Origin of the sequence: Mesorhizobium sp. 2RAF45, assembly GCF_052115225.1 — a bacterium.
GTDB lineage: Bacteria > Pseudomonadota > Alphaproteobacteria > Rhizobiales > Rhizobiaceae > Mesorhizobium > Mesorhizobium jarvisii.
On the sequence record NZ_JBFRGG010000005.1, the window covers coordinates 385,399 to 398,241 of the forward strand.

General features: G+C 60.8%; 12 protein-coding genes and 2 pseudogenes. 7 read left to right on the top strand and 7 right to left on the bottom strand.

The features are described from left to right. Positions 1-38 precede the first annotated feature (38 nt). Positions 39-2,420 carry a phosphoketolase family protein gene (locus AB4Z43_RS17535; RefSeq protein WP_441938608.1) on the bottom strand — a complete coding sequence of 794 codons (2,382 nt, stop codon included), beginning with the start codon at positions 2,418-2,420 and terminating at the stop codon, positions 39-41. A gap of 305 nt (positions 2,421-2,725) precedes the next feature. Between AB4Z43_RS17535 and ccoS the strand changes: the two genes are divergently transcribed. Beyond that, complete coding sequence (ccoS, locus tag AB4Z43_RS17540) at positions 2,726-2,896, top strand: cbb3-type cytochrome oxidase assembly protein CcoS (RefSeq protein WP_202362006.1); 171 nt, start codon at positions 2,726-2,728, stop codon at positions 2,894-2,896. Between the two features lie 65 nt (positions 2,897-2,961). Further along, the gene (locus tag AB4Z43_RS17545) at positions 2,962-3,663 is read left to right on the top strand and encodes a CBS domain-containing protein (RefSeq protein ID WP_019859840.1); all 702 of its coding nucleotides are present in this window, start codon (positions 2,962-2,964) and stop codon (positions 3,661-3,663) included. Positions 3,664-3,697: 34 nt separating this feature from the next. Here AB4Z43_RS17545 and AB4Z43_RS17550 read toward each other — a convergent pair whose 3' ends face one another. The 4 genes and pseudogenes from AB4Z43_RS17550 to AB4Z43_RS17565 form a co-directional block, all read right to left on the bottom strand. Next, a complete protein-coding gene (locus AB4Z43_RS17550; protein WP_244748394.1) occupies positions 3,698-4,177 on the bottom strand; it encodes a hypothetical protein in 480 nt (159 codons plus the stop codon). A gap of 71 nt (positions 4,178-4,248) precedes the next feature. Beyond that, positions 4,249-4,371 carry a hypothetical protein gene (locus tag AB4Z43_RS17555; RefSeq protein ID WP_441938609.1) on the bottom strand — a complete coding sequence of 41 codons (123 nt, stop codon included), beginning with the start codon at positions 4,369-4,371 and terminating at the stop codon, positions 4,249-4,251. A gap of 43 nt (positions 4,372-4,414) precedes the next feature. Further along, the gene (locus AB4Z43_RS17560; protein WP_019859843.1) at positions 4,415-4,675 is read right to left on the bottom strand and encodes a DUF6455 family protein; all 261 of its coding nucleotides are present in this window, start codon (positions 4,673-4,675) and stop codon (positions 4,415-4,417) included. Positions 4,676-4,803: 128 nt separating this feature from the next. Beyond that, positions 4,804-4,932: pseudogene (locus tag AB4Z43_RS17565) on the bottom strand (VIT1/CCC1 transporter family protein); the annotation flags it as partial. A gap of 47 nt (positions 4,933-4,979) precedes the next feature. On the opposite strand from AB4Z43_RS17565, the gene AB4Z43_RS17570 reads away from it, so the two are divergent. Together AB4Z43_RS17570 and AB4Z43_RS17575 are read left to right on the top strand one after the other, a co-directional pair. Further along, positions 4,980-5,618 (top strand): hypothetical protein, encoded by a 639-nt coding sequence (locus AB4Z43_RS17570; RefSeq protein ID WP_441938610.1) that lies wholly within the window; start codon positions 4,980-4,982, stop codon positions 5,616-5,618. A 57-nt stretch (positions 5,619-5,675) separates the two neighbouring features. Then, entirely contained in the window at positions 5,676-6,143 is a 468-nt protein-coding gene (locus AB4Z43_RS17575; RefSeq protein WP_069092806.1) for a DUF2231 domain-containing protein, read from the top strand. A 50-nt stretch (positions 6,144-6,193) separates the two neighbouring features. Here AB4Z43_RS17575 and mgtA read toward each other — a convergent pair whose 3' ends face one another. Together mgtA and AB4Z43_RS17585 are read right to left on the bottom strand one after the other, a co-directional pair. Beyond that, positions 6,194-8,866 (bottom strand): magnesium-translocating P-type ATPase, encoded by a 2,673-nt coding sequence (mgtA, locus tag AB4Z43_RS17580; RefSeq protein ID WP_441938611.1) that lies wholly within the window; start codon positions 8,864-8,866, stop codon positions 6,194-6,196. A gap of 10 nt (positions 8,867-8,876) precedes the next feature. Continuing rightward, positions 8,877-9,686, bottom strand: coding sequence for a universal stress protein (locus tag AB4Z43_RS17585; protein ID WP_441938612.1), 810 nt, complete (start codon positions 9,684-9,686; stop codon positions 8,877-8,879). Positions 9,687-9,949: 263 nt separating this feature from the next. Here AB4Z43_RS17585 and AB4Z43_RS17590 point away from each other — a divergent pair, with 263 nt between their 5' ends. The 3 genes and pseudogenes from AB4Z43_RS17590 to AB4Z43_RS17600 form a co-directional block, all read left to right on the top strand. Continuing rightward, positions 9,950-11,437: a PAS domain-containing sensor histidine kinase gene (locus tag AB4Z43_RS17590; protein WP_276315526.1), complete on the top strand. Its 1,488-nt coding sequence runs from the start codon at positions 9,950-9,952 to the stop codon at positions 11,435-11,437. Further along, positions 11,424-12,038, top strand: coding sequence for a response regulator FixJ (gene fixJ / locus AB4Z43_RS17595; RefSeq protein ID WP_081296227.1), 615 nt, complete (start codon positions 11,424-11,426; stop codon positions 12,036-12,038). Before AB4Z43_RS17590 ends, fixJ begins: the two co-directional genes overlap by 14 nt. A 458-nt stretch (positions 12,039-12,496) precedes the next feature. Further along, positions 12,497-12,843: pseudogene (locus AB4Z43_RS17600) on the top strand (hypothetical protein); the annotation flags it as partial.

The window sequence follows — 12,843 nt, forward strand, 5'->3', positions numbered from 1 at the left end:
GCGGATCGTATCCTGCCAGCCTGGCCCATCGTCATCGACTACCCCTCCCATTTCCAACCGAGTATCTCGGGCATGTCCTGCCCGTGCTCGCGGATATAGGCTCCATGCTCGATCAGCTTGCCTTCCATGGCCTGTTTCAGTTGGATGTGCGCGCTGGCCGGCCCGGGAATGCGGTCGAGCACGCCGAGCACGAGATGATAGCGGTCGAGCCCATTGAGCACCGTCATGTCGAACGGCGTCGTCGTCGTCCCTTCCTCATTGTAGCCGCGCACGTGGATGTTGTCGTGATTGGTCCGCCGGTAGGTAAGGCGATGGATGGTCCATGGATAGCCGTGATAGGCGAAGATGACAGGCTTATCCCTGGTGAACAACGCATCGAACTCGCGATCCGACAGCCCGTGCGGATGATGTTCCTTCGGCTGCAGCGTCATCAGGTCGACAATGTTCACCACACGGACCTTGAGATCGGGAATGTAGTGCTTCAGGATCTGAACTGCGGCCAGCATCTCTAGCGTCGGCACGTCGCCGGCGCAGGCCATCACCACATCCGGCTCGGCCGCACCGTCGGTCGAGGCCCACTCCCATATGCCGATGCCGGCGTTGCAGTGGACTTTCGCCTCTTCGATGGACAGCCACTGCCAGGAATTGGCTTTGCCGGCGACGATGACGTTGATGCGGTTCCATGTCTGCAGCACGTGGTCGGTCACGCAAAGCAGGCTGTTGGCATCCGCCGGTAGATAGACGCGCACGACATCCGCCTTCTTGTTCAACGCCACGTCGATGAAGCCCGGATCCTGATGGCTGAAACCGTTGTGCTCCTGCTGCCAGACATGGCTGGACAACAGATAGTTCAGCGAAGCGATGGGGCGCCGCCAAGCGAGCTTGCGGCAGGCATCCAGCCATTTCGCATGCTGGTTGAACATGGAATCGACAATGTGCGTGAAGGCCTCGTAACAGGAGAAGAAGCCGTGACGCCCGGTAAGCAGGTAGCCTTCCAGCCAACCCTGACACGTATGCTCGGATAGAATTTCCAGAACCCTGCCTTCCCGTGCCAGGTGGACATCCTCGCTAAGTATCTCTTCCATCCAGGCGCGCTCCGTCACCTCGAAGACGTCCTGCAACCGGTTCGAAGCCGTCTCGTCGGGCCCGACGATGCGGAAATTCCTTGCGCTTTGGTTCAACGCCATGACGTCGCGCAGGAAACGGCCCATCACGCGGGTCGACTCGGCCTTGATGCCCCCGGGCCGCTCGACCAGGACGGCATGCTCATGCAGGCTGGGCAGGTCCAGGGACCGGCGCAGCAGGCCGCCATTGGCATGCGGGTTGGCGCTCATGCGCCTGTTTCCTTCCGGCGCGGTGGCGCGGATCGCAGCCACAGGCGCGCCGGCAGCATCGAAAAGCTCTTCAGGCCTGTAGCTTCTCATCCATTCCTCGAGCATCCTCAGATGCGCGGGGTTTTCGGCGAGGCCGGAGAGCGGAACCTGGTGGGCGCGCCAGAACCCCTCGGTCTTCAGTCCGTCGACCTCCTTGGGACCGGTCCAGCCCTTCGGGGTTCGCAGCACGATCATTGGCCATTTAGGCCGAGACTGCGCGGTCTTCGCGCCGCTGCGGGCCGCGTCCTGAATCGCCTTGATGCGATCGAGCGCATCGTCGAGCACGACGGCCATCCGCTCATGCATCAAGGCGGGGTCGTCGCCTTCGACGAACAGTGGCTCGTAGCCATAGCCGATGAACAGCGCACGCAGCTCTTCCTCGGGGATGCGGGCGAGAATGGTGGGATTGGCGATCTTATAGCCGTTGAGATGCAAGATCGGCAGCACCGCGCCGTCAAGCGCGGGGTTTAGGAACTTGTTGGAGTGCCAGGAGGCGGCGAGCGGCCCGGTTTCCGCCTCGCCGTCGCCGACGACGCACGCGACGATCAGATCCGGGTTGTCGAAGGCCGCGCCATAGGCATGCGAAAGCGCGTAGCCTAGCTCGCCGCCTTCATGGATTGAGCCGGGCACGTCGGGCGCGGCATGGCTTGGGATGCCGCCGGGAAACGAGAACTGCCGGAAGAGCCTCTTCATTCCGGCCTCGCCCGGTGCGATATCCGGATTGATCTCGCTGTAAGCGCCTTCGAGATAGGTGTTGGCGACCATCGCTGGTCCGCCATGGCCGGGACCGCAGACATAGATGACATTGGCGTCGCGTTGCCGGATTACCCGGTTCAAATGCGCATAGATGAAACTGAGGCCCGGCGACGTTCCCCAATGGCCAAGCAGCCTCGGCTTGACATGCTCCAGCCGAAGCGGCTCGCGCAGCAGCGGATTGTCGAGCAGATAGATCTGCCCGATGGTGAGATAGTTGGCGGCGCGCCAGTAGGCATCTATGTCGTGCAATTCCTGGGTAGACAAGCGATTGGCGCTGGGACGCTCGGTCATTTTCCGACTCCTTCGATGGTTTAAGCCGATCCGGCTGAGGCACAACGCATCGACGCTGCCACCGGTTCACGACGGCTCGGTGTCAAGACCGGTCGTCATCGATCTATCCGGCGAAGAACGATCGAGCTTTGATCCATCGCAAATGCCGGCCAAGGCGGCAGCCGCCTTGGATCCAAAACGCAATCGAGCTGCAGCTCTTCACTGATCGTTATTACAAATGCGATGCGGCTTCACACAGTGGCGGAAGCCGCGCCTGAAGCTGTGACGGCCCGACGCCGCACCGATGTCATCCACGCGGCTCGTCCATGACCACTCACGTCCATCTCATACCAGTGGCCCTGTTTCTGGGCGCGCTCGGCTTGTCTGGCTTCCTCTGGGCTCTGCGCAGCGGCCAGTACGAGGATCTCGACGGAGCTGCCGAGCGGATACTGATCGAGCCTGACCGGCAAAACAGCGAAGGCCACCGAACAAACTGACGTAGATCAAGGCAGCGTCGCTTCCGGCATCCGAAAAAGAAGCTGACCAAAAGCGGGAGATTTCTATGCAAGTTCGGGACATCATGACGACGCCGGTGGTCACGATCACCGCCTCTGCCTCAGTCGCCGAAGCGGCCAATCTGATGCTGACCAGGAACATCCGCTGCCTGCCGGTCCTGGGAGACGATGGATCGCTGGCTGGCGTCATTAGCGAGGGCGATTTCCTGCGCCGCAGCGAACTTGGCATCAGAAGGGCGCGGCCTCGCTGGCTAGAATTTCTTGTCGGTCCTGGCAAGCTCGCCGACGAGTATGTCCGGTCGAGCAGCCGCCGAGTGGCCGAGGTTATGAGCACCAGCGTCGTTTCGGCAGCGCCTGGCGCTTCGCTCGCCGAGATTGTAGACCTCATGGCGACCCACGACATCAAGAACGTGCCTATCCTTGACGCGGGGAAGATCGTCGGCATCGTCAGCCGCTCCGATCTGATGCGTGTCCTGCTTCGCACTCTGCCCAGGTCAGGCTCCGCGACTGTCGACGACGAGGTCATACGCAGGAACATTCTTGCCGAGTTGCAGGGGCAGTCCTGGAGTGTCGGCGGCGACCTCATCGGCGTCACCGTCAAAAAAGGAGAGGTCGAACTGAATGGCGCCATTTTCGACGAGCGCCAGCGAAAGGCCGCTATCGTTGCCGCGGAGAACGTCGCCGGGGTCAAGAAAGTCACCGACAAGCTCTTCTACGCCGGACCGCTGTCGGTCGTGCTCGTCTCCTGACGAGCGTGCATCGGCCTTATCGCTTCCTGTAACGTTAGACCGCAGCCGCTATCAACAACGGTCGAAGCAGCAGCAGGGCAAATCCAAAAAGCGCCGCGCCCGCGACCTTGTCGGCTATCCGCCTGCTTCCGCGAAGCCGCTTGCCCAGCAAAACCCATAGCGATCCTGTAAGCGCGGTGGTCCCTACGAGTAGCATCCAAAAGATGCCGAGATTACCCGGACCGGCATCCATCGGCACCATCGCCAGGCAATAGACGAAAGCCTTGGGATTGAGCACGGTGGTTGCCAGCACGGACAGGCCATCGCGGCGTTGCGATACGTCGATCGAATTGCTGGCTATCAGGCGCAGCCCCAGGATCGAAAGCCATCCAACCGCGACGAATTTGAGCATCTCAATGGCGTCAGGCGGCATCAAGGGACGCGACAAAAGCCAGAAACCCGCCGCCATTCCATAGCCGCACGCCTGTGCCGCCAGTAGTTTGGTCGCCTGCTCGCGCTTGACCGCGCCCGCCATCAGGAGAGCGTTGGTTGGCCCCGGAGCGACAAAGAGCAGAAAGGCTTCCAGAAGAAACAGGCTATTCGACATCAGTCGGCCGCTATTTGCTCGCGCTTTCCTGCCAGCTGGCCGAGCGCATAGAAGGCAAGTCCGAAAGCAGCGCCCAGGAAGAGCAGTCCCGCCAGGATCACCGACAATCGCTTGCGCGTCATCCCTTAAGTCCTTCGAGTTCAAGCCGACGGGGCCGCCAAGGGGTCAGCGGAGGGACTGCAATCGAGCGATCAGGTCGCTGTTGCGGCAATAGGCCGGCGGATGGTCGGCATGCTCGGTTTCGTCGAGCCAGACCGCACATTCGTCCTGATGGCCGCAAGACCTGCACCGGTCACCGGCACGACTGGTGACGGCTGCGTGATCCGCCACAACTTTCAGCTGCCTGTCGACGCCCATCTTCTGCATCATCCGTTCCATCAAGGCAGTTCTGGCGTCAACCCCGATCAGATATTCCAGAAAGCTCATGTCGTCATACTCCTCAGATGACAATTCATTGCCATCCCAGGCGGCTCGCGACGTTGATCTCGATCAAGGAGGGCTATCCATTTCGTGAAATTGCTTCGCCCGACGGGCCGATCTTCTCGCCCAGAAACCTAGCTGGCGGTACCGAATATTGCCCCAATGCCTGCGGTCAATGCCATTGCCAGCGCTCCCCAAAAAGTGACGCGGGCAGTAGCTTTCAGCACATTGGCGCCGCCGGCTCTCGCGCCGATTGCGCCGAGCTCGAAACTGGAACAGCGCTTGAGAAACAGATCGCCTTGTCTCCTTCGTGGTCGCCTCGTCCGGGGCTTATGCATGGGATCAAGCGGGCAAGCTTCCCGACAACGATCTGATCGACACGCAGGGTGCCGCCAATGCGGCAGAGCAGACAGCGTTGCCGCGGGTCACCCCGTTTCCCCCTGCCGATCCGGTCCTGGCGCCGGCGGCGACCTCATCGTCGTCATTGTGCGCCCTGGCGGCGGCCAACGGCGTGGCCAGCACAAGTGCGGCGATCCCCAGAGCGGCCAGGCGCATCAACACGATTCTCATCGAAGAGGCCTGTCGCATGCCGAAGCTGTCAAACCGCTGTCAATCATCGTCAGCCGGCAGCAAGGAACACGTCTCTATCAAGGGCCGCCGCGCCCGATGGTGGTCGCGCAGAGAAGGAGCTGAAACCATGCGCAATCTTCCTGTCCTAATTGTCGCTCTTGGAGGTCTAGCCGCCTTTGTCATACCCGTCGCCGCAGAATCCGACCATGGATCATGCGCAACCGCACCCGCCACGTCTTCCCCGACAATCGACCTTGAGGCCATCCCCATGATGAGCGCCATCGGTCCCAAGGCGGTCAAAAGCGTCGGCGAAGACGAATGTGGCGGCGACAGGTCCACCGGGCGCGGTGACGAAGAACTTGACGACAGCGACGACTAACAACCGATCAGACGCCTGACTGACCAATAGCCTCAACCTTCCTGGAGAATATTTGCAATGCCTGAAATTCAGCATATCCATCCCATTCTGGTGCATTTTCCCATCGTGCTGATGTACACGCTCGTGATCATCGACCTCGCTGCGCTCGCGAACCGCAACGCCGTTACGAAGCGCACTGGTGTGGGTACGATTTCCAGCTTTGCGGCGGCAGCCGCGGGATTTTTTGCCGTCGGCACCTGGTTCTTTGGCGGCATCGCCCTCGACCATGCCGAGGCGGCAGGGTTCAGCAGCCAGATAGCGGAGATTCACGAAGGCTTGGGCGAGGTTAGCGCTCTGGCGTTTCTGGGCTGGGGTCTGTTCCGCCTCGCACTGTGGGTGCGCAATCGCGAGCTGAAAACGCTGGGGCCGGCCATACCCGCCATTGAAATCGCAGGCGCCGCCCTGGTCACGGTAACAGCCTATTTTGGTGGGCAGCTGGTCTACGACCTCGGCGTGAACGTCACCAAGGCCGCCGTCGGCGGTTGACGTCGCACTTCAGGACATCGGGCCGTCCACATCGAACCGCATCCTTCGGCTCAGCCCGGGATGCGGATTGGCGCGGCCCGGTGCGGATTTGAGGCCGCGGTTTTTCGGCTGGGCTTGGTTCGGCTGCCGTGGTCGAAAAGCCAGCTCTTTGTAAGCTCGGATACGAGCACGTAGAGCGCTGTGATCGCTAGCAGCCCTGCCAGTACCGGTGTTGCCAGAGGCATGAACCCGAACCAGCCGGCGAACGGGGCGAAAGGAATGGCGATGGCGACAACACCGACGCCGACGGCCAGGCCAGCAAGCAACAGGCTCGGACGGCTGCGCCAGAGTCTCCTGCGGGTCCGCACGACGAGCACGATAGCGAGCTCGGTGAGCACGGATTCCACGAACCACGCGGTCTGGAATGTAGCTGCCGTGGCATGAACGGCCAGAAGCAGGAACGCGAAGGTTGCAAAGTCGAAGAGCGAGCTCACCAGTCCGAAACTCACCATGAAACGTCTCACGAAATGAATATCCCAGTGACGCGGACGGCGCACCTGATCAACATCGACATTGTCACCCGCAATCGCGAGGGCCGGTATGTCGGAGAGGAAATTGTTCAGCAGGATCTGCTTGGCCAGCAGCGGCAGAAACGGCAGGTAAAGCGAGGCGGCGGCCATGCTGATCATATTGCCGAAATTGGCGCTGGTCGTGATGGAGATGTACTTCATAGTGTTGGCGAAGGTCTTGCGGCCATCGTCGACGCCCCTCACCAACACGCTCAGGTCGCGCTTGAGCAGGATGATGTCCGCGGCTTCGCGAGCCACATCGACAGCCGTATCGACTGAAATGCCGATGTCTGCCTCATGAAGCGCTGGCGCGTCGTTTATGCCATCGCCCAGATAGCCGACCACATGGCCGCTCCGGCGCAATGCCTCGACAATGCGCTCTTTCTGGTTCGGGTCGATCTCGACGAAAAGATCGGTATTGCGGACGCCGGCCAGAAGCCCGTTCTTCGTCAGCTTCGATAGATCCTCGCCGGTCATGATCCTGTCGGCCCGCAGGCCCACGGCCTCGGCCAGATGCGCCGCGACATAGCGGTTGTCGCCGGAAATGACCTTCACGCCGATGCCTCGGTCGGCAAGCGCCGACAATGTCTCCCGCACCCCCTGCTTTGCCGGATCGAGAAACAGCAGGAACCCCGCGAACGCCATTTCAGTCTCGTCGTCACGGCTGACGCCCGCCTTGCTCTGAAATCGCCGGGTCGCCAAGCCGAGAACCCGATAGCCTTGCGCGCTCCAGCGTCTGAATCGTTCGTCGATCGCCTTGCGTTCCGTCGCGCCCAGGGGCGTCAAGCCATGCGAACCTTGCACGAAGCCGCAAGCATCGAGGACGTTCTGTACGGCTCCCTTGGTGATAAGTATCTGTTCGCGCTTGCTGTCCTGCACGGCGACCGACAGGCGCTTGCGCACAAAATCGTAGGGGATCTCATCGATCTTGGTGAAGCCGGACAAATCCTCCTGTCCATGCGGTGCGCCCGCAATCGCCTCGTCAAGAGGATTCTTCAAGCCCGTCTGCAAAGTAGCGTTGAGCCGGGCGAAAAGCAGGACGTCGGTCGACGCATTGCCCTCCACGTCGAACGATCCATCGAGGTGAATGACGCCCTCGGTCAGCGTCCCGGTCTTGTCGGTGCACAGCAGGTCCATGCTGCCGAGATTCTCGATCGCCTCGAGACGTCGCACGATGACACCGCCGGCGGCCATCGTCCGGGCGCCCCGGGCCAAGGTCACGCTGATGATCGCCGGAAGCAGTTCGGGCGTCAGACCAACCGCCAGCGCCAGTGAAAACAACAGGGATTCGACGAAGGGCCGGTTGAGCATCACATTGGCAAAGAACACCAGGATGACGATCACAAGCATGATCTCGGTCATCAGATATCCGAACATCCTGATGCCGCGGGCAAATTCGGTCTCAGGTATCCGTCGCTCCAATGCTTCGGCGATCGATGCGAATTCGGTGCGCGCCCCCGTGGCGACTGCCAGCACCTTTGCCGTTCCGCTGCGAACCGAGGTGCCGGTAAATACGGCATTGGTCCGTTGCGCGATGCCGGCTTCGGGTGCGGAGCGGCCGGTGGACTTCACGACGGGAAAAGTCTCGCCGGTCAGAACGGATTCGCTGACGTTGAAATCCCGCGACTCCAGGATGACGCCGTCGACAGGGATGAGATTGCCAGCCGACAGGCAGACAACGTCGCCGGGAACGATCTCCTCGACATCGATGGTGCGTTCGAAGCTGTCCCGCAGCACGGTCGACTTGCGGGAGATGCGCTGCTGCAGCACCTCCATCGCTCGAGACGCCCCATATTCCTGAGTGAAGCTGAGGGCGCAGCTGGCAAGCACAATCACGCCGATGATTGCAGCTTCATGCCCCTCCCCCACGAACGCCGAAACGGCGGCGGCAAAGACCAGGATCAGGACCAACGGGCTGCGAAACTGCCGCGCGAATACGCTTAGCGCCGATCCGCCGGCCCGAGGCGCCAGTGCATTGCGACCGAATTTGGCCAGCCGGATAGCAGCATCAACGCTTAACAAGCCGGAAGTTGAGGTTTCCAGCCGGCCGACAAGCTCATCGGTGGCGAGCGACCAGTATGCAGCCTCGACATGGCCGGAAAAGCGGCTGATCGGTCGCTCCTCACCTGGACCGCCGTCCAGCCGATCCGGGCTATCTGCCGTTGTGGTCACCATGGTCGTGCAGTCAATTCGAAAAAAGGCGGCTGATGCCGCTCTCGCCAATCAGAGAGCGTGTGATGCCGCCAAAGGCCCATTCCCTGAGCCGGCTGTGGCCGTAGGCCCCGCAAACGATCAGGTCGGCGCCCACCGAGCGAGCAAACGCAATGAGCCCCTCGCCATCCGCGGCACCGGCGATCACTTCGGTCCGCGCCAAGATGCCATGCTGTTCCAGAAACACCGCGACGTCGGCGAGGCTGTCTCGAACATCCGTTTCCGAGGCGGCTTCCATTGTGGCGACGACAACTTCTTCAGCCTTGGCGAGGAGCGGCAAGGCATCGGACAAGGCTCTTCGTGCCTCCCGGCTGTCCTTCCAAGCGACCAGTACGGTTTTCCCTATCAGGTGTTCGGCATAGCCAGCCGCGACCAGCACGGGGCGACCGGCCCCGAGCACTAGGCTTCCTATATCGAGGGCGCGGAAGACATCCTCGCCGCCATCGGCTGTCACGATCAGGTCAGCTGAACGGGCTACCAGCCCGAGAGCGCGAGTCGGACCGCAAATATATTGTTTCCATTCGCTGCTGATGGAGTGCGGGACGCGGCTTTCGAAAATGTCGCGCAGTTCGGCAAGGCGCTTCTCGATCTCCTGCCGTTTGACCTGCATGACCTCGCCTTCGTAGACTAGGCCTTCACCCGTGGTCACCAAAGGCGGAACGTCCGCGGCAGCGAAACCGACGAGGTGAGCATCGAAGTGGTGCGCCAATTCTCCCGCAAGCTTCACGATTGGCGCGGGATCGGCATCGACGGCCAAGTTGACGACAATCGTTTTGTAGGACATGCGGCACCTTCAGGAGATGATGATTGGTTGATGAGTGCCATTCCGCGAGGTGCATGACCTTGACGCTAATCAAACTCCGGCAGCTCCATGTTTGCGAATGCCTGCATGGATGCTAAACCAGCGATCGCCAGTGTTCCTCCTGATGCAGAATGAACGTGACCCAGAAGAACCCAGCTTCCGCGGAAATCATCGCCGAAGCGGCCGCCCCGCCAAGCGGCTTGCCGCGAGGTGACGATTTGCCGGAACATGATTTGCTTGCATCGATGTTCGAGCAGGCACCAGGTTTCATGACGTTGCTCAGAGAGCCCGGGCACGTATTCGAGCTGGCGAATGCCGCCTACAAGCGAATGGTTGGCCAGCGAAAAGTCATTGGCAGATCGATGCGCGAAGCCTTTCCCGATCTCGAGGGCCAAGGTTTCTTCGAATTGCTGGATCGCGTCTACGAGACCGGCGAACCCTATGTGGGCCGAAGCGTCAAGGTCGTCTATCGCAACGTCGAAACGGGCGTTGCGGAAGAACGCATCCTCGACTTCGTCTATCAGCCCATTAGAGCAAAAGACGGCCGGATCACGGCGATATTCGTTCAAGGCACGGACGTCAGCGAGCTGTCCTTCGCTAACGCCGCGCTGCAGCTGCGTGAGGATCACCTGCGTTCAATCCTGGCGACCGTGCCCGATGCCATGGTCGTAATCGACGAACAGGGGCTGATGCAGTCCTTCAGCACGGCTGCCGAAACGCTGTTCGGCTACAAATCCAGCGAAGTCATCGGTCGAAATGTCAGTTTGCTGATGCCCGCCCCCTATCGGGAGGAGCACGACGGCTATCTGCACAGATACCTCTCCACCGGCGAACGCCGCATCATAGGACTTGGACGCACTGTGACTGGGATGCGCAAGGACGGCTCGACCTTTCCAATGGAACTAGCCGTGGGCGAAATGCATCCGGGAACGGGCCGTTTCTTCACGGGCTTCTGTCGCGACCTGACCGAGCGCCATAGAACGGAAGCGAGGATGCAGGAACAGCAGCAGGAGCTGCTCCACATGGCAAGGTTCACCGCGCTGGGGGAAATGGCCTCGACATTGGCGCATGAGATCAACCAGCCGCTGACAGCCATCACCAATTACCTCAAAGGCAGTCGCCGCCTGCTCGAGAAAAGCAACGACGAGAACGCGACCATGTTGCGAGAGGCTGTCGAAAAAGCAGCGGAGCAGGCCTTGCGCGCCGGCGACGTCATTCGTCGTCTCAGGGACTTCGTTGCCAGAGGAGAAAGCGAGCGCCAGGTCGAACGCCTGCCAGCCCTTATCGAGGACGCCTCATCCCTCGCTCTGGTCGGTGCGAGGGAGGCAGATGTGCGTGTCACCTACGATCTCGACCCGGCGGCCGAACTCGTCCTGACCGATCGAATTCAGATTGAGCAGGTGTTGCTGAACCTTATGAGGAACGCCGTCGAGGCCATGCAGGGCGCGGCGCGCCGCGAGCTGCGTGTCACTACCAGGGCCCGGCATGACGGGATGGCAGAGGTTGGTGTGATCGATACCGGGCCGGGATTGGCGCCGGAGGTTTCGGCCCAACTCTTCCAGCCCTTCGTCACCACGAAGAAGCAGGGGATGGGCGTCGGACTGTCTATTTGTCGCACTATCGTCGAGTCGCACGGCGGTCATATCTGGGCTGAGTCGATGCCTGGTGGCGGAACCGCCTTCCGCTTCACTCTGCGCGCAGTAGAAAAGGAAGAGGTCGATAGTGGCCAGTGATGTCGTGCATGTGGTCGACGATGATGTCGATGTCCGCAAATCGTTAGGCTTTCTTCTCGCGACGGCCGACTTTGCCGTGCGCCTCTATGAGTCGGCGACCGCGTTTTTGGCGACAGAACCGAAGGAAGTCGAGGGCTGCATTGTCACCGATGTGCGCATGCCCGGTATCGATGGCATCGAGTTCCTGCGGCAACTGAAATCCCGCGGGTTGAGCGTGCCGGTGATTGTGATGACGGGGCACGCCGATGTCGCGCTTGCCGTCCAGGCGATGAAGGAAGGCGCCGCCGACTTCATCGAAAAGCCGTTCGACGACCAGATTCTCATCGATTCGCTGCGTTCGGCCCTGAACCACCGCAGCCATCCCATCGCGGCACACCCGCAATCAACTGAGATCCGGAAGAATCTTGCCACTCTTTCGGAACGTGAGCGCCAGGTGCTCGACGGGCTCGTCTCCGGTCTGCCGAACAAGACGATTGCTTACGATCTCGGGATCAGCCCGCGCACGGTTGAAATCCATCGTGCCAATGTCATGAGCAAGATGGGTGCGGGCAGTCTCTCACACTTGGTGCGCATGGCGTTGATCGCCGAACCCAGACACTAAGGCGATATTTGATTCCTGACACCGCTACGCTTTGAGGCAACCGTCAGGACAGGTCTCGCAGCAAGCTCGCACGCCGCTCTTTTGGATTCCAGTCTCGCCAGTGGGTCGGCCTGATGTCGACACGAACGCGCTTAGCGACATCCACCCATCCTTCTCGGCCCTTTTCGCAAGGAAAAACAAGCGCGTGCAGGCCATCCTCGTCTAGAACGGCTAGTTCGAGGCTTCGGCCAAACGGGGCGCTTGCTATTGGATTCCACATCCGATCATCGTGAATCGAGACGCCGCCGCGCGCTTTGATTTGAATCAGTTTTGCAAGTGATTTCGGACCAAGCCGGCTACCTTTAGCCGAATTTTAGATGGAGCATAAAAGTCCGCCCCGACCAGACCAACGCGGACGCGGCCCTGCCAGGAAAGTCAGCCTGCGTCTCCGTTTGGGCGGGCGGGTGGATTGTGGAGGAATGCCGCCTTTCAAGACCCAGCAAACACTCGATGACTTCCGCTCTATCGCTTTAATCGAGTTGGAGTTGCGAATTGATGTGGCTCAAAGTCAAGGCTCGCAAACCAAGTATGGTGACCCTGAGGATAAGGCCTGCCGCCGCCGGCCAAGGCATCCCGAACAGGAGTTCATCATGAACTATCAGCGGTTCTTCGAAGATGCGATCGACCAGCTCCACGCCGAGCGTCGCTATCGTGTCTTCGCCGACCTCGAGCGCATCGCGGGCAAATTTCCGCGCGCCATCTGGCGCTCCAACGGCCGCGCCGAGGAAATCACCGTCTGGTGCTCCAACGACTATCTCGGCATGGG